Source organism: Sneathiella marina, from assembly GCF_023746535.1.
Taxonomy (GTDB): Bacteria; Pseudomonadota; Alphaproteobacteria; order Sneathiellales; family Sneathiellaceae; genus Sneathiella; species Sneathiella marina.
Genome location: NZ_CP098747.1, coordinates 3,295,219 through 3,311,450 on the forward strand (window position 1 = coordinate 3,295,219; position 16,232 = coordinate 3,311,450).

Genomic DNA, 16,232 nt, shown 5'->3' on the forward strand with positions numbered 1-16,232 from the left:
CATGAAATTGCGGAATCCCATCGTTAAAGCCGAACTCGAAGATCTTGGATTGCCGGATGTTCTTTTTCCAGAGCCTTCGCCGGTTTCATTTGCCCAGCATGCTGAAGACCTGATCATTGAAGGAATGCTATCTACACGCTACCCTAACGAGCGTCCGGGGTCGTGGACATATCTTGATATCGGAGCTAATCATCCTGTTCACGGGAGCAATACCTATCTTTTCTACAAGAAAGGGGCTTCGGGAGTGGTGATCGAGCCAAACCAAAAGTTTGCTCCTTTGTTTCAAAAGTGCCGACCCAGAGATCAGTTTATTTTGGCAGGCGCGAAGTTCGATGAACGCGATGCGGCCACTTTTTACGAAGTTGAAAATGATGCATTAAGTTCATTTTCAGAGTCATTTCACGTCAGTTGGAAAGAGCATGGTGGCCTGGGCGCAACGGCAGTTTCATCTCTTGATATGCCTCTTGTTGATGTCAATTCGATCATTGAAAAGAATTTTCAAAATAAGCTGCATATAATCAGCCTCGATGTGGAAGGGTACGAGATGGAGGTGTTGGAAAGGTTAAGCCTTGACCAAATCCGGCCCGATATTCTGATTGTGGAATATGTCTCACCATCACATGGAATCTTGAAAGACAGCTTAACCCTTGTGATGCAAAAGAAAGGCTATTATTTAGCATTTTGTGGCCGGGTCAATTTGATTTTCTTGAGCGAAACGTAACCCCAAGGCAATGACTCTTTCTCTGAAGTAAGACCGATCTAGGCTTTGTTGCTTAGAAATATTACATCATCGGTCATTTCCCCGGCTTTAAAATCTGCAGATCTCCAGATGCCTGATATTTGTTGGCAAAACGGTCCTCTGTATAAGCAGAGTACCGAATTGCGTGAAATTAACCGCTCATTGCTCCAATGCCTCTATTTGTGCCATAAGATCCAACAGATTGCGCGCTTGTTTGAGATGCGGCATGTCGAGCATCATTCCGTCCAGCCCGATTGTTCCGAGGCCCGGATTCTGTTCAAAAACATCAATGACCCGGCGGGCATGGGCAATTTCCTCCGGTGACGGTGTAAAGGCTTGATTGATCACGTCTGACTGAGCCGGATGAATTGCGATCTTCCCGACAAATCCGGATCGCCGGTCACGCAGACAATCTGCCGCCAATGTTTCCAAATCGCGGAAATTCACAAATACCACACCCACCGGCTGAACATCTATGGCGCGGGCAGTCGATAGACAGAGGGATTTCGCCATCAGAAACGGATCATCATATTCTCCGCTCACGGGATGCCGGTTGTCACTGGCCCCCAGCGCGGCCGCTAAATCCTCTGCCCCCCAGGTCATGGCGACCAGGCGATCGGAAATATTTTCAAGATATGTATGAAAGGTAAGAAGGGACGCGGCGGTCTCTGTTGCTACGCTCAGAATTTTCGTCGACCCCAGCTCAAGATTCTCACGGGTTTCAAGGGCCGTTAGAAAATTATCCAATGTGTTTACATCTTTTGCAGAATACACTTTGGGCAAGACGATACCGTCTGGTGCACCTGCCATCACAGCTGTTAGATCTGGCAGAGACAATTCAGTATCCAGCGGATTAATGCGGACCCAGAGTTTCTGGCGCCGCCGATCCGGATTAGCTTTCAAAAAGGCGCAAACCATGTCACGGGCAATTTCCTGCCGCTCATCCGAGACAGAATCTTCCAGGTCCAGGATCAAGGCGTCCGCAGAGTTCCCTCTTCCTTTTTCAAGTTTTTTTTCGCTATCTCCGGGGACGAATAACCAGGATCGAATAAGGGTCATGGCCGTTTCCTCATCAATCCTGTTCGTACGCAGTAACAGACTTCTTCATCCCGCTGATTAAAGCCGAAATGCTCGAACACGACCAGACCTGCCGTTGGGCGGGACTTGCTCTCTCTCATGTCCTTGATACGGGTTACGACGCGGATGGTATCCCCATGAAAGACCGGTTTCACGAACCGGATATCGGTCATCCCGAGATTTCCGAGAGTTGTTCCAAGAGTTGTTTCCGCAACGGTCACTCCGATCACAAGGCCAAGCGTAAACAGGCTGTTTACAATTCGCTGGCCATATTCAGTCTGTTTGGAAAATTCCTCATCCAGATGGAGCGGTTGCGGATTATGGGTCATGGCGCAAAACATGATGTTGTCCATTTCCGTCACAGTACGCGTCAGAGCATGATTGAATTCCATACCCACTTCAAACTCTTCATAATATAAACCCGACATGAAAGATTTTCCTTTTTGATTTTTAATTAGTGTCAAAACCTGTTTAGCAAATTACTTGCCATTTGTATATATATTCGTATAACGTTCGTATATGCGTAAAATATCCACACATGGGAATAGCACTTCTTCGCCCTCCAGAGCGGTTCCTCAGTCCGTTAGTCGAATATTCCTGATAATGGAATCCCTCGCCGCGTTACCCGCTGGCGCAACACTTTCTGAACTCGCCCTTAAGGCTGACGCACCAAAAACCAGCCTCGTGGGTCTGTTAAATGGATTGACGGATGAGGGGTATCTCATCCGAGACGACAGCGGCCGATATTTCCTCGGCCCGCAGTTTCTGTCGCTCGCCATGAAGGCAGTCGCCGGGCGGGAGCTGGTAACCCTGGTAAGGCCAACACTTGAAAAGCTGTCTTTGGACACTGGTGAAACGGCAGTCCTCGGTGCCCTCGCCTCTGATGCTGAGCTTGTGACCTACCTGGATCGGGTGGAAAGCCTAAACCCTATTCGCTATGCGGTTTCTGTCGGCGAACGGCGGGATCTGTATTGCACCGCCATGGGTAAATTATTACTGGCATTTTTTGACGAGGCTCGGCTCGACACATATTTAAAAAAGCGCCGGAAAGCCTTCACACCCTCCACGGTCACCAAGGCTGAGGATCTAAGAAACGAGCTGTCATATATTCGCAGTCAAGGTCTTTCCTACACACAGGACGAACGAATTGAGGGCGCGAGCGGCATCGCCGCCCCCATTTATTCCAGCGAAGGAGACGTCATCGCGTCTTTGCTCATCGCCGGCCCCTCCGGGCGGATGGCAAAAAACGCTTATTTAATCGAACCCCTACTCGAACAAGCTGCTAAAAACTGCAGCTTGCTTATCGGCGGAAAATCTAAAAAGGAATAAAAAATGAGCTTCAAACTCACGCCAGAACAACAGCAAATCCGCGAGAGCATCCAACGTATCTGCGAACCATTCGACGATAGATACTGGCTTGATCGCGACACAGACGGAAAATTTCCTGAAGATTTTTGCCAGGCAATCGCCGATGAAGGATTTATGGGTATCGCCATGCCCGAACAATATGGCGGAAGTGGCCTTGGCATCGCCGATGCCGCGGTGATGGCTCAGGCGATCACCGAGTCAGGGGCAGCCAATGCCGGGTTTGCCGCCTTAATAATTGGTATCTTTGGCCTCAATCCCGTCGTTGTTTTCGGCACGGAAGAACAGAAGGAAAAATGGTTACCCCCCATTATCAAGCGGCAGGATGTCGCCTGTTTCGCGGTGACGGAACCAAATACCGGCCTTGATACGACACGACTTAAAACCCGCGCTGTTCGCGATGGTGATCACTATGTCGTCAATGGAGAAAAAATCTGGACGTCTACGGCTCAGCAATGCAACAAAATGCTGCTGATCGCCCGAACCACACGTGAAGAAGAAACCGATAAACCCATTAACGGCCTGTCGCTTTTCTATACAGACCTGGATCGCAACCATATCGAAGTCCGCCCCATTGATAAAATGGGCCGTAAATGTGTGGATTCAAACCAGTTGTTCATTGACGACTTGAGAATCCCGAAAGAAGATTTAATCGGTGAAGAGGGCAAGGGCTTTCGCTACCTGCTTCACGGGCTGAACGCTGAGCGCATTCTTATTTCCGCCTCAATGGTCGGCCTTGGCAGATGCGCGTTGAAAAGAGGTGCGGATTATGCACGCGAGCGTGTCGTCTTCAACCGCCCTATCGGCATGAACCAGTCCATACAGCACCCGCTTGCGGAAAGCTGGGCAGAGCTTGAGGCGGCCAATCTCATGGCATTTCAGGCGGCCACAATGTATGACGCCGGTGAGGAATGCGGGCTGCAAGCCAACGCCGCAAAATATCTTGCGGCCGAAGCTGCCTATAAATCCTGTACGACGGCTGTGATGACACATGGCGGCATGGGGTATGCGAAGGAATATCATGTTGAACGTTATTTACGTGAATGCATGATCCACCGCCTCGCCCCCATCAGCCCGCAATTGATTTTAAGCTACCTGGCCGAGCGCGCGCTCGATCTCCCAAAATCCTACTAAAAACGAGAATGACAATATGACCGGACCTCTTGACGGCGTTAAAATCATCGACTTTTCAAACATGCTCATGGCGCCCTACACGACCCAAATACTGGGGGATATGGGCGCGGATATCATTAAAGTGGAAGCGCCCGGCGGAGACCCCGTCCGGGGTATCGGGCCTGAACGCAATACCGGCATGGGAGCGATTTACCTGAACTGCAATCGAAGCAAACGGAGTATCCAGCTTGATGTCAAGCATCCGGAGGGGTTGAAAGCCGTCCTGGAATTGCTGAAGACCGCCGATGTGCTGGTTTATAACCGGCGACCCCAGGTGATGGAACGCCTGGGTCTTTCCTTTGAGACTGTAAAAGAAATCAACCCGAAGATTATTTATGCCGGTTTGTTCGGCTATGGGCAGGACGGGCCGTATGGCCATAAACCGGCGTTCGACGACTTGATCCAGGGCGCTGTTTCAGTGCCCTGGCTCACACATATGGCAGACGGCAGTGACCCTGTTTACGCGCCAACCGCAATCGTTGACCGCGGGGTCGGCCTCTGGGCCGTTGGCCAGATTAACGCCGCCCTTTTTCACCAATGCCGAACCGGGGAGGGACAACGTATCGATCTTCCAATGTTTGAGATGATGGCAAGTTTCGTGCTGGCCGACCATATGGGCGGCCATACCTTCGAGCCGCCGACCGGCCCGCTGGGATATAAGCGCATGCTCAACCCGGACCGGCGCCCCTATAAGTCCAAGGACGGGTATATTTGCGTCATGGTCTATACAGACCGGCACTGGCAATCCTTCTTTGAAAAGCTTGGCCAAGCTGAAAAATACGAGAGCGATCCACGCTATGAAAGCATGGCCACGCGAACCGCCAACATCGCCGCCATTTATAGGGAGCTCGCGGAGTTACTGACAACCCGGACGACCGCTGACTGGCTTAAATTCTTCGATGAAGCGGATATACCCGCCATGCCCCTGAACACACCGGACAGTTTGCTTACCGATCCGCATCTGGAAGCGATTGGTTTCTTTTCAACCATTGATCATCCCTCGGAAGGTCGAATACGGGACATGGCTGTTCCAAGCAGCTGGTCCGGAACACAGCCAACCCCGACCCAGCATGCTCCAATGCTCGGGGAGCATAGCCAGGAAATTTTGCGTGAAGCGGGATATACAAACACCCAAATTGACGGGCTGATTGCGTCAAAGGTAATTAACGGGCCGTCACAATAAGTCGCCAAGATGCCATTGCAATCACCTTTGCAGCTGCGTATTTTAGCCGCAAAATAATAGTGACAAAGGGAATGCCATGATCGCCGCGTCTGTGAAAGTTCTGTGTTTTGATGTCTTCGGCACGGTTACCGACTGGTATTCCTCCGTCACCCGGGAAGGAGAAGCGTTAAGTCGGGAAACCGGCATAGAGCTTGCCTGGGGAGAGTTTGTTACCAGATGGCGGCTTGAAGGATATATGGCCGCATTACAGGCCATCTCCTCCGGTCAAATGGAGATAACGCCGACAGCGACCATTCATAAAACCAAGCTGCTTTCCCTACTGGCAGAATATGGCGTCAGCGGATTAACCGATGCCCAGATTGATCATTTCAATCTTGCCTGGAACAGATTGGATGTCTGGAGCGATGCCGTAGAAGGGCTTTCGTTGCTGAAGGAAAACTACATGATCATGCCCTTCTCCAACGGCGACTATCGCTGCCTTCTGGACATCAGCAAGCGGAACCGGTTGCCCTGGGACGGCATTATCTCGGCAGATTTTTTCAAGAAGGTAAAGCCGGACCCCACAATTTATCTCGACGCTGCGTCGCTCCTGCAGCTGCCACCGGCAGAGATAATGATGGTTGCCTGTCACGCCCAGGATCTGACGGCTGCAAAAAACGCCGGTTTCAAAACCGCTTATGTTAATCGGCTCCTTGAATTTGGCCCCAATGTCCCGCAAGAGGAAAAGCCGATCGCCTTTGATTATGATGTCTCTGATTTTATCGAGCTGGACCGGGTCTTGCGGGCCGATCGATAACCGGCCCCGCAACGTCACTTGTTGAAAGCGTTAATTCTATCCAGTAAATCCTTGTCAACGGATACACCTTCATTTTCAATTCTTATCCGGTTTTGTATCCGCCGGGATCCCGGTACCCGGGCGTTTTCCTGTGTTGAAATGGCGTCCGTCAGAGCGGATATTCGGTCATAAAACAAGGCACCTGAAAAGGCCGCCGGATCAAAGGCGATAAAACATTGCCCGGTACTGGGCGGGCCGCCTGCGGTTCCCGAAAACGGGCTGGCATCCTTACTTAGGACAGCGCCCGCAAGGCAGGCCGCCAGGATCTCAACCGTCAGGCCAATGCCAAACCCCTTATAGCCACCAGAGGGCGCCATTGATCCTTTTAACGCCAGGGCAGCATCTGTTGTTGGCCGTCCTTCCGCATCCAGCGCCCAGTGAGGCTCTATGGGTTCGTTCTGACGGGCGCGGAGCATAATTTCAGATTTGGCGATGACACTGGCGGATTGATCTATCAAGATCGCCGCGCCGCCCTCGCCGTCCGGTACACCGACCGCGAACGGGTTCGTTCCCACGACAGCCTTTTTCCCGCCTACCGGGGCAATGGAGGCCGGTGCATGGGTGAAACACAGGCCGAGCAATCCTTCTTCCGCCAATCGTTCTGCATGATGCCCCAGGACGCCGCAATTATAGGAGTTATATATTGTAAGAGCAGCGACCCCGTTTTCGCGTGCTGCCCCTGTAAATTCTGACCAGCCCGCATCAATGGCAGGATGGGCGAAGCCCGATTGGGCATCTACCCTGACGGCACCGGGATGAGAATGTTCAACAACCGGTTCCGCCAATCCGTTCACTTTCCCGCAGACAACATGTTCGGCGTAAATCGGCACATACATCAGACCATGGCTTCGAATGCCGTCACGTTCGGCTTTTACGGTGGACCGGGCAACTGCGGCCGCACTCCCTTGGCTTGCCCCGGCCCCCACAAGTGCCGCCGTCGCAAGATCCTCTATTTCCTTGAGTGTCAAAATAGAACCCGACATTCATATCTCCTTTTAATCGTTGTCTGTGAGGCCCGCACCGGCGCCTTTTTCCCGCGAAGCCGCGGTCGCGGGAACATATGTTTTTGCCGCAAGTTTCAATAGTTCTTTATGCGTTCTGTCCTGCACATGGACCGTAGGGTTTAATTTTTGAGGCTTTTCCTGGTTTGTGCCATTTTGCCCACAAGTCAGAACCGCATCCACGCCCTGGCCGGGAACAGGGACATCAGTTGATATGGATCCGTTCGCATCAATGGAAAAAGACGACTGGTTCGAAAACTCGATTGTAATCTGTAAGCCGTAATCCTTTGCCGCTATTCCCGCCATGCCCAGAAGCAGCATCGGGGTATCAATTTTGCGTAAACTGGCCCGAAAACCGGAGGGCGAGGCCGCGGCAAGATCAAATACCGACAGGCCGTCCAGGGCCGAACAGAACGGGTCAATTTTTATGTCCTTGCCCTCGGTTCTTGTCCGCGACTTGTGCGGCTTGAAACTGTGAATACCCTGAAACACAGCCTCATCTCCCGCCAGCCCCCGTACCAGGAGCCACAAACCAGCGCGGCTCACATCTTCCGCCAGCCCGCTGGGCAGCCCTGCCCCGATGCCGGCTTTTCTGAACAGGGAGCCAATCTCATTCAGGGAATATGTCATGACACCGCACCAAAGACGGGAAGCCACCAATCATCCGCGTCCCTGCCGTGCAATTCATCAAACAGAGGCGCCCCCTGATACAAGGTAATACGGGTCCAGCGGTCCGATTTAGGATCAAATTTTGACGCCCCAAAAAACGAGAGCTTACACCGAAGCATATTGATCGGCAGACAATTGGCTGCGATCAGATTGTCATGAATTTCCGAATAGGGATATTTTTCAGAACATTGAATTCGGCGCACCATATGCCGGTAATGGGGATGCTGAAGCAATAGCTCGGCAACGGAATTTTCACCCGGCAGTTCTTCAAGATCCCGGCGCAATTCCTGAACTTGCCGGCAAATGTCAAAGGGCATTTCAAGTTCTGCACCGGCTTCCTCATATCTGTCGCCCAGTCTCGGCTCAAGTTTCTCTTCCGATACATACCAAAAAAGACGCGTTTCTTCCTGCGACGATAAATCAACCTTTAACGCCCAGTCATAATTCCCGGTCAGAACCGATTTCAGTTGGTCAAGAGACATGGCGGGATTCAACTGTGGAATTTGGTCACTTGCCATACAGTCGGTCAATCCGTCGATCAAGGAACCATGGGGCTCCAGGACCAGGGCAACAACCAGTTCCTGACATTCAAAAGACAGGGAAGATACGTCCCTGACGAGCCTGTCCCAGGGGTTTGGTTCGCGCAACCAGGAAGGGGTCATCAAATCCATCACCGAGGAAAATTCAGCCCGTAATTTCTCGATTTTTGCCATCTGGATGGCGTCAATAACATTCCATTGATCAAGATGCCGTTTCGCTCTCTCCATCAGTTGGCGAATAGCCTGAACCGTCGCCTCTTCAGCCGTCGGAATTGCCCGCACCCGGGCAAGGGCTGTTTCTCTTACAAGCATCCAGTTATTGATCAGAATTGGATGGCTGACCAAAAAAGGCGCCATGCCCAATCCGGTCGCATTTCCTATGCCAAGATATCGTTTACTGTCCGGATCAAGGGGGGAGAATGTTTCGGGCGATTTGAGGCTGGCCACATGCTCGACGAGATCGTGGGTAAATCCGCGAATAAGCCAGACGGTCAGCATCTCTGCTTGAAAGGGACCTTTCAATCCCGGTCGATCTTCAATTCTTGACCGATCCGCAATGCCGAATTTTCCATTGCCATATACAGCGGTTGTTCGCATCAGATAACCGATGGACAGTAACATGGATTGATCCGGTTGCCTGCCGGCAGCAAGGCTTTCAACCACATGATCGAACAACCTGACGGACTTGTTGGCTCTGCTTAATATCAGGTCTTGTGCCTGGAACCGGCCCGCCTCTTGCTTTGGTGTATTGATCTTCAGCCTGGCGATGTCCGCATCCGTTGGCACCCCGTCAAACAAGACATAGGACGAATCCCAGGCCTCCGCAATAACCCGATCCGTACGTTTGTCTTCGGGCAAGGCTGTTGAAAAAGCGATCAGGCTATAGACATGGCCGGAAAGAGAGAGGGAATAAACGGCATGCCCGAAACCTTCCCTATTGATTTCCCAAACAGGGCGGCTGACAACGGCTTGTTCCTGGGCAAGACGCCGGATCAATGTCCGCATAAAACTCAAGCGTGTCGGGAAAAACGCCCCCATCCTGTCCAGACGCATAACCTCACCGGGCGCACGAAGGGCCGTCTGCGGAAAAAGCGGGTCATTATGCGTGGCGATGGTCATACGGGTAAAGGCCCAAAGGAATTTTCGTAAAAGCGCAGCCAGTTACCGCCCATGATAGCGTCAACTTCTGCTTCCGCAAAGCCCGCTGCTGTCAGACCCCCGGGAATGTTGTTGAAATCCCGGCTATCCCTGAACCAGCCCGGCTGGTCCGGAAACCCCGCGTTGGATGCGGAGCCTTCGCCGTAATCCATTTGCTTGGACCACCGGCCATTGCGCATCCAGGTTACAACGCTATCTGGCTGGTTTTGACATAAGTCCGAGCCAATACCCAAACTGTCAACGCCATACCGCTCGGCTGCTTGGGCAATCATGTTGCAAAAACTTTCAATCGAGCAATTTGAGCTTTCCTTCAGATGATGGGGATAAATGGAAAATCCGATCATGCCGCCGGACCCGGTCAGCGCTTTTAGCACGTCATCGGACTTGTTCCGAAGCGCCGGATGCCACCAGGCCGGGTTGGCATGGGTGATGGCAATGGGCCGTGAGGATATGTCAATGGCATCAAGTGTCGAGCGTTCTGCAGAATGGCTCATATCAACCACGAGGCCGACCCTGTTCATTTCCGCAATTGCCTGCCGTCCAAACCGGGTAACGCCGCTATCCTCTTCTTCATAACAACCGGTCGCCAGCAAAGACTGATTGTTATAGGTGAGCTGCATAAAGCGAATGCCAAGGGTATGGCAGATTTCGATTAAACCAATATCATCTTCAATCGGCGATGGGTTTTGGAACCCGAAAAATATCGCCGTGCGTTTTTCCTGCTTTGCACGATTTACATCCGCCGCTGATCGTCCCATGAAAACAAGATCCGGATATTGTTCAAACCACCGGTTCCATTGCTCGATTGCCAGAACCATTTCCCGGAAGGTTTCATGATAGGCGATTGTCACATGCACCGCATGCACCCCGCCTTCCTTCATTTGTCGAAATATTTCCTCTGACCAATTCGAATATTGCAGACAATCGATTCTCAGCTGATTAGACATTTCTTTCCCTTATCCAGCCACCTTCGTAAAATTCCATCAGGAATCCGTATGTGAGGCTTTTACAATGAACAAAGTAAATTCAGCTATTGTAAGACGGCAATCAAACAGATATTTTTGTTATCTACTTCAATAAAATTGAAATTGAGGATAATGATAAAACTTGAAGCTTTGCGAGTATTCATTTCTGTCGCCGAACTTGGCAATATAAAAGAGGCAGCCCGCAAGCTTGGACGGACAGCGTCCGCCGTATCCATGACCTTAAAGCAGCTTGAAGATGAGATCGGTAGTCCGCTTTTTGCCTCTGATCGAAAAAGCAGCCTGACGGCACTCGGTACTTTCATGCTGGACACCGGGCGTCTGCAAGTTGCAGGTTATGACAAAGCCATTCGGAAAATCTACGCCTTCGCTGACAATCGAATTGGCAATCTAAGTCTGGCGTCGGTCCCCTCCGTCGCAACCACCCTGATCCCAATTTTGATGCCGGCTTTTGTCGCCAGCAGGCCTGATGTAGAAATCGAGCTGTTTGATGACGACTCACATGGTGTCGCCGCCATGGTTGAAACCGGGCAGGCGGATATGGGAATTGCCGGCCAGCCGCCTTCCGACGCCCTTCTGACGTTTGTTCCCCTCTTTCGCGATCGATATAAGGTAATTTGCAGCTCCACCAATCGCCTGATGGAGATATCGACCCCCCTTGAATGGACAGATCTGGAAGGTGAAGCTCTGATCCTCAATGGCGCCTCGGATTCTATTTTGGCACCGGGATATCAAAAGCTGAAAGACGAGGCGTCCTTCACCATACGCAATGTCAGCTCCCTGATGGCTCATGCAAAATCTGGTTTGGGTATTACGATACTTCCTGCATTGGCTTCCAATCAATTACCGGAGGGGGTCAGTGCTTTACCAATTGCGGATACCTCTGTGAGCCGGACTGTCGGGTTGATCGAACGGCGCGGGACAACCCGTAACCCGATCGCAGAAGCCTTTCTCGAATTCTTGCTGGAAGAAATGCCTGGCCTCACGGAACGGTTGAAGCTTACGTCCTATTAACCGGTTAAATTTTCTATAATGATATTTCTTGAGCTTTTCCCAGGCTTTCTGCGAGGTTGGCAGCGACATGTGCGACGGCAAGATCCTGCAATCCGACACCGGTACCATCAAAGACAGTAATATCTTCCGCAGAGCTCCGCCCTTGAGCTGATCCGTTGATGACCGATCCAATCGGCGTAATATCATCTTTGAGAATAAGCTTTTCATTTATCGCATGTTGGCATTCGCCAAGGGTTACGGATTGCGCGACTTCATCTGTAAAAACCTTAGCTGCGGCCATCACAGCCGGATCAATTTCCTGCTTACCTATGGTGTCCGTGCCCATACAGGCTATATGGGTTCCGGGCTTGATCCATTGCTTCATCAGCAAGGGCTCATGCGCCGATGTGATCGTGATGATAACATCGGCTTCGGCAGCCAGTTGTTCCCGCTCCTTCACGTCAAAGGGAAGGCCCAGATCTTTGGCCACGTCTCCCAGGCTATCCAGCATTTCCGGATGAAGGTTCCATGCAACCACCTTCTCAAAATCTCTTTGCTCCGCTGCGGCACGTAGCTGAAACGCGGCTTGATGGCCTGCGCCAACCATCCCGAGCACCTTGGCATCCTCCCGGGCAAGATGTGAAATGGAGACGGCGCTTGCCGCCGCCGTTCGCACAGCCGTCAGGTAATTTCCACCCACCAAGGCGCGCAATTGACCTGTGTCCGGATCAAACAGGAATACGGTTGACTGGTGGTTAGTGAGCCCCTTGTCACTATTCCCCGGCCAATAGCCCCCGGATTTAAGGCCCAATGCCAATCCTTGGCGATCAAAGCCTGATTTAAATCCGTAAAGCGCCTCTGCATAACCAATGGCTTCGCGAATGACGGGGAAATTATAGGCATCCCCCTTTGCCATGGCCGCGAAGACATTTTCAACGGCCGTAAAGGCGTCATCACGTCCAACAACCTCCCGACACACTTCTTCCGTAACGACAAGCATCCGAACCTCTTTCTATAATGCCAGACCGCGGGCGGTTACGGGCCACAGACATTCAACTTTTCCGTTGCGCACGCCGACATACCAGTCATAGACATTGCAGGTAGGATCGCAGTGACCGGGAATAAGTTTCAGCTTGTCATTGAGCTTCAAGACATTCGAGGGGTCTGAAATAACGCCATGCTCGTCGGAGCATTTAATATATTCCACGTCAGTTCGGCCGAAGATCACCGGCAAGCCGGAATCAACGCTTTGCGCTTTCAGCCCGGCGTCACAAATCGCGACCTCTTCTTTTGTCTTGGACATGATGGATGTCCAGATAAACAGGCTGTTCTGGAATTCTGAAATGAAGTTCCCGTTTTCATCTTTTACGCGCTGATAATCGGCATCCATGAAAACGTATGACCCGCATTGCATTTCATTATAGATGCCGGAGCTGCCTTCAAAGTAATAGGACCCCGATCCGGCGCCCCCAACGATGTCGCATTCAAGCCCCTCTTTTTTCAGCATCTCGATCGTATCTGCAACCTGGGTAATCGCCGTGTCAATCTTGGCTTTGCGTTCGCCAAAATCCTGCATATGTTGAGCCGCCCCCTGATAGGCTTGCAGGCCGGCAAATTTCAAGCCGTCGCTGGCGGCGATTTTTGTTGCGAGCGCGACAACGGGCTCTCCCCATTGCACACCGCAACGACCCGCGCCACAGTCAATCTCGACAAGGCATTCCAACGTCGTGCCGGCTTTGCTTGCCGCAGCCGAAAGGTCGTCGATATTGCCAAGATCGTCAACGCAGACAATAACTCTGGCCTGACCCGCCAAAAGGGCAAGCCGGTCAATTTTGCGCGGATCGACAACCTGGTTGGACACCAGAACATCCTGGACGCCCCCGGCGACAATCGCTTCTGCCTCGGATACCTTCTGGCAACAGACACCGCAGGCCCCGCCATGGGCCATTTGGTACAGCGCAATATCTGCTGATTTATGGGTTTTCGCATGGGCCCGCAGGCGGATATTCTGTGCCTCAATGAATTGACGCATATAGGCGACATTGCTTTCAAACGCATCGAGATCAACAATCAATGCTGGGGTCGATACCTCTTCCAGCGCCATGCCGACGGCGGCTGGCACATTGAAACCGACAACAGGATCGGTAATTTTCGTCATTGAGTTCATTCTTTCCTCCTGTAATTAGGACTTCATCCAGGGCAGATTTTTCAGATCCACATTTCCACCCGTCAAGATCACGCCCACACGTTTGCCCGCGAACTGATCCTTGTTCTTCAGGATAGTTGCAAGGGCGACCGCGCTGCTGGGCTCGATCACAATCTTCATGCGTTGCCACGCCAAATACATGGCATCGACTATTTCCGCTTCCGTCGCCAGAAGTATATCCGCCACATGCCGGGAGACAAAATGCCAGGTCAGGTCTTTCAGCGGGACTTTCAGACCATCGGCAATGGTGTCCGGCGCGTCATCGGCGATGATATGCCCGGATTTAAAGGATCGATAGGCATCATCGGCATTTTTAGGCTCCGCCGCAAAAATCTTTGTGTCCGGCGACAGGGTCGAGAGTGTCAGGCAAGAGCCGGAAATCATGCCGCCGCCGCCAATGGGCGCAACCACCGCCTCGAGATCCGCGACATCTTCCACCAGCTCCTTGGAGCAGGTGGCCTGCCCCGCAATAACCCGCGGATCGTTGTACGGATGCACGAAATCGGCGCCGGTTTTGGCCACAACCTCGGCGAACACCGCTTCCCGGGAGGAGGTGCTGGGCTCGCATTCCACCACCTGGCCCCCATATCCGCGGACCGCCGCTTTTTTGGCGTCCGGGGCGGTTCTTGGCATGACCACCGTAACCGGGATATTCCGCCGTCCGGCCGCATAGCTGAGCGACAGCCCGTGATTTCCCGAAGAATGCGTGGCAACACCCGCCGCCGCATCCGTGTCGCTGAGGCCGAATACCGCGTTGGCGGCGCCTCTGGCTTTAAACGCGCCGGCTTTTTGAAAGTTTTCGCATTTAAAAAACAGACTGGCACCCGTCATGTCATCGAAGAATTGCGAGGTCAGGACAGGTGTCCGGTGAATATGCGATGCGATGCGGTCATGCGCGGCAATGACATCGTCAAAACCCGGGACAGTCAGGGAAGTATGCTGTTTCATCTGTCCCTCACGCCGCATGTTGTTTCGACATATCAGTGGAATGCCGGTAATATTCCTGGGCCGCGGAAACCCCGGAGCCGAGCTCGATCGGGTAATTGAGGTCCTTCATGGCCATCTCGATCGTTGCAATGCCGGACAGACTCATGACATCGGTCAGCGACCCCAGATGCCCGATCCGGAAGGCCTTGCCGGCCATCTGCCCAAGCCCCACCCCGAAAGAGACACCGTAATTATCGAAGGCATGATTGGTCAGCACATCACTATCAAAGCCATCGGGCACATAGATCGCGCTGACCGTATCGGAATAAAGCTCTGGCGCGCGGGCGCACAGGTGCATGTTCCAGGCGCCCACCGCCCGCCGCACGCCTTCGGCAATACGTGTATGCCGGAGGAAGACATTATCGAGCCCTTCCTCAAACAGCATATGAAGGCTTTCGCGCATCCCATGGATAATCTGCAAGGGCGGTGTATAGGGATAGCCCCCGTTTGAATTGGCCTTTATCATGTCACGAAAGTCGAAAAAGCAGCGCGGACAAGTCGCTGTCTCGCAGGCTTTCATGGCTTTTTCACTGACACCGACGATGGCCATGCCCGTGATCAGCATAAAGCCTTTTTGCGAGCCGGAAACGGCAAGATCGACGCCCCATTCATCCATCCTGAAATCCATGGAGGCCAGGGAACTGACGCAATCCACATAGAGCAGGGCCGGATGCTGAACCGCGTCCATTGCACCGCGCACGGCGGCGATGTCGCTGACGACACCCGTCGCCGTTTCATTATGGGTCACCAGGACAGCCTTGATTTCATGGTTTTTATCGGCGGCAAGGCGGTCCGCATACAGATCCGCCGGCGCCCCCTCCCCCCAGTCGCAATCAATGATGTCCACATCGAGATTATGCCGCTGGCAAAGGTCAATCCAGCGATGGGAAAACATGCCATAGCGCGCCACCAGAACCTTGTCGCCGGGCGACAATGTATTGGTGATTGCCGCTTCCCAGCCACCGGTTCCACTGGCGGGGAACGTGATCACGGATCCGCTCTTCGTCTTGAACACCTTTTTCAGGTCGTCCAGCATGGGGATCAGCAACTCAACAAAATCCGGCGCACGGTGATCTGTTGTCTGCACATTCATGGCGCGTCGCAATCGATCCGGGATATTGGTTGGCCCGGGAATAAAAACAGGATTTTGGCAGCTCATTTTCTTTCCCCTTTCGTTGTCTGGCTTTAAGTATAACCCCGGTTATTATTTTTGCAATTTTTCTGAAATATTTTTCCATTTTAATACAATAATATATTAACTATTTGATTATATTCATGATATTATTTTTCAATTTTTTAGAATATTTTTTCTTTAAAAAATAAT

At 52.2% G+C, this 16,232-nt stretch carries 16 protein-coding genes; 6 read left to right on the forward strand and 10 right to left on the reverse strand.

The window, feature by feature from the left end; translation table 11 throughout:
- The first annotated feature begins 1 nt into the window (after nucleotide 1).
- A complete protein-coding gene (locus NBZ79_RS15950) occupies nucleotides 2-721 on the forward strand; it encodes an FkbM family methyltransferase (protein WP_251933540.1) in 720 nt (239 codons plus the stop codon).
- A gap of 177 nt (nucleotides 722-898) precedes the next feature.
- Here the strand turns inward: NBZ79_RS15950 and NBZ79_RS15955 are convergent, their stop codons facing one another.
- Nucleotides 899-1,798: an HpcH/HpaI aldolase/citrate lyase family protein gene (locus NBZ79_RS15955; RefSeq protein WP_251933541.1), complete on the reverse strand. Its 900-nt coding sequence runs from the start codon at nucleotides 1,796-1,798 to the stop codon at nucleotides 899-901.
- Nucleotides 1,795-2,244 carry a MaoC family dehydratase gene (locus NBZ79_RS15960; RefSeq protein ID WP_251933542.1) on the reverse strand — a complete coding sequence of 150 codons (450 nt, stop codon included), beginning with the start codon at nucleotides 2,242-2,244 and terminating at the stop codon, nucleotides 1,795-1,797. The genes NBZ79_RS15955 and NBZ79_RS15960 overlap by 4 nt, the downstream gene beginning before the upstream one ends.
- A 175-nt stretch (nucleotides 2,245-2,419) precedes the next feature.
- Here NBZ79_RS15960 and NBZ79_RS15965 point away from each other — a divergent pair, with 175 nt between their 5' ends.
- The 4 genes from NBZ79_RS15965 (at nucleotide 2,420) to NBZ79_RS15980 (ending at nucleotide 6,333) form a co-directional block, all read left to right on the forward strand.
- A complete protein-coding gene (locus NBZ79_RS15965) occupies nucleotides 2,420-3,145 on the forward strand; it encodes an IclR family transcriptional regulator (protein WP_251933543.1) in 726 nt (241 codons plus the stop codon).
- Nucleotides 3,146-3,148: 3 nt separating this feature from the next.
- Entirely contained in the window at nucleotides 3,149-4,315 is a 1,167-nt protein-coding gene (locus NBZ79_RS15970) for an acyl-CoA dehydrogenase family protein (protein WP_251933544.1), read from the forward strand.
- Nucleotides 4,316-4,331: 16 nt separating this feature from the next.
- Complete coding sequence (locus NBZ79_RS15975) at nucleotides 4,332-5,537, forward strand: CaiB/BaiF CoA transferase family protein (protein ID WP_251933545.1); 1,206 nt, start codon at nucleotides 4,332-4,334, stop codon at nucleotides 5,535-5,537.
- Between the two features lie 76 nt (nucleotides 5,538-5,613).
- Nucleotides 5,614-6,333 (forward strand): haloacid dehalogenase type II, encoded by a 720-nt coding sequence (locus NBZ79_RS15980; protein WP_251933546.1) that lies wholly within the window; start codon nucleotides 5,614-5,616, stop codon nucleotides 6,331-6,333.
- A 14-nt stretch (nucleotides 6,334-6,347) separates the two neighbouring features.
- On the opposite strand, the gene NBZ79_RS15985 is transcribed toward NBZ79_RS15980, so the two are convergent.
- From NBZ79_RS15985 to NBZ79_RS16000, 4 genes are read right to left on the reverse strand one after another with little or no spacing between them, the layout of a single operon-like run.
- On the reverse strand, nucleotides 6,348-7,355 hold the full coding sequence (locus NBZ79_RS15985; protein WP_251933547.1) for an Ldh family oxidoreductase: 1,008 nt from the start codon (nucleotides 7,353-7,355) through the stop codon (nucleotides 6,348-6,350).
- A gap of 12 nt (nucleotides 7,356-7,367) precedes the next feature.
- Nucleotides 7,368-8,030, reverse strand: coding sequence for a DUF3726 domain-containing protein (locus NBZ79_RS15990; protein WP_251933548.1), 663 nt, complete (start codon nucleotides 8,028-8,030; stop codon nucleotides 7,368-7,370).
- On the reverse strand, nucleotides 8,000-9,700 hold the full coding sequence (locus tag NBZ79_RS15995) for a hypothetical protein (RefSeq protein ID WP_251933549.1): 1,701 nt from the start codon (nucleotides 9,698-9,700) through the stop codon (nucleotides 8,000-8,002). The genes NBZ79_RS15990 and NBZ79_RS15995 overlap by 31 nt, the downstream gene beginning before the upstream one ends.
- Nucleotides 9,697-10,620 (reverse strand): membrane dipeptidase, encoded by a 924-nt coding sequence (locus tag NBZ79_RS16000; protein WP_251933550.1) that lies wholly within the window; start codon nucleotides 10,618-10,620, stop codon nucleotides 9,697-9,699. Before NBZ79_RS16000 ends, NBZ79_RS15995 begins: the two co-directional genes overlap by 4 nt.
- A 216-nt stretch (nucleotides 10,621-10,836) precedes the next feature.
- On the opposite strand from NBZ79_RS16000, the gene NBZ79_RS16005 reads away from it, so the two are divergent.
- Nucleotides 10,837-11,736: a LysR family transcriptional regulator gene (locus NBZ79_RS16005; RefSeq protein WP_251933551.1), complete on the forward strand. Its 900-nt coding sequence runs from the start codon at nucleotides 10,837-10,839 to the stop codon at nucleotides 11,734-11,736.
- A gap of 13 nt (nucleotides 11,737-11,749) precedes the next feature.
- Here the strand turns inward: NBZ79_RS16005 and bhcD are convergent, their stop codons facing one another.
- From bhcD to bhcA, 4 genes are read right to left on the reverse strand one after another with little or no spacing between them, the layout of a single operon-like run.
- Nucleotides 11,750-12,715: an iminosuccinate reductase BhcD gene (gene bhcD, locus NBZ79_RS16010; RefSeq protein WP_251933552.1), complete on the reverse strand. Its 966-nt coding sequence runs from the start codon at nucleotides 12,713-12,715 to the stop codon at nucleotides 11,750-11,752.
- A gap of 12 nt (nucleotides 12,716-12,727) precedes the next feature.
- On the reverse strand, nucleotides 12,728-13,882 hold the full coding sequence (locus tag NBZ79_RS16015; RefSeq protein WP_251933553.1) for a DSD1 family PLP-dependent enzyme: 1,155 nt from the start codon (nucleotides 13,880-13,882) through the stop codon (nucleotides 12,728-12,730).
- 15 nt (nucleotides 13,883-13,897) lie between these two features.
- The gene (gene bhcB / locus NBZ79_RS16020) at nucleotides 13,898-14,869 is read right to left on the reverse strand and encodes a beta-hydroxyaspartate dehydratase BhcB (RefSeq protein WP_251933554.1); all 972 of its coding nucleotides are present in this window, start codon (nucleotides 14,867-14,869) and stop codon (nucleotides 13,898-13,900) included.
- Between the two features lie 7 nt (nucleotides 14,870-14,876).
- Nucleotides 14,877-16,067, reverse strand: a complete 1,191-nt coding sequence (gene bhcA, locus NBZ79_RS16025; RefSeq protein WP_251933555.1) for an L-aspartate--glyoxylate aminotransferase BhcA — start codon at nucleotides 16,065-16,067, stop codon at nucleotides 14,877-14,879.
- Between the last annotated feature and the right edge of the window lie 165 nt (nucleotides 16,068-16,232).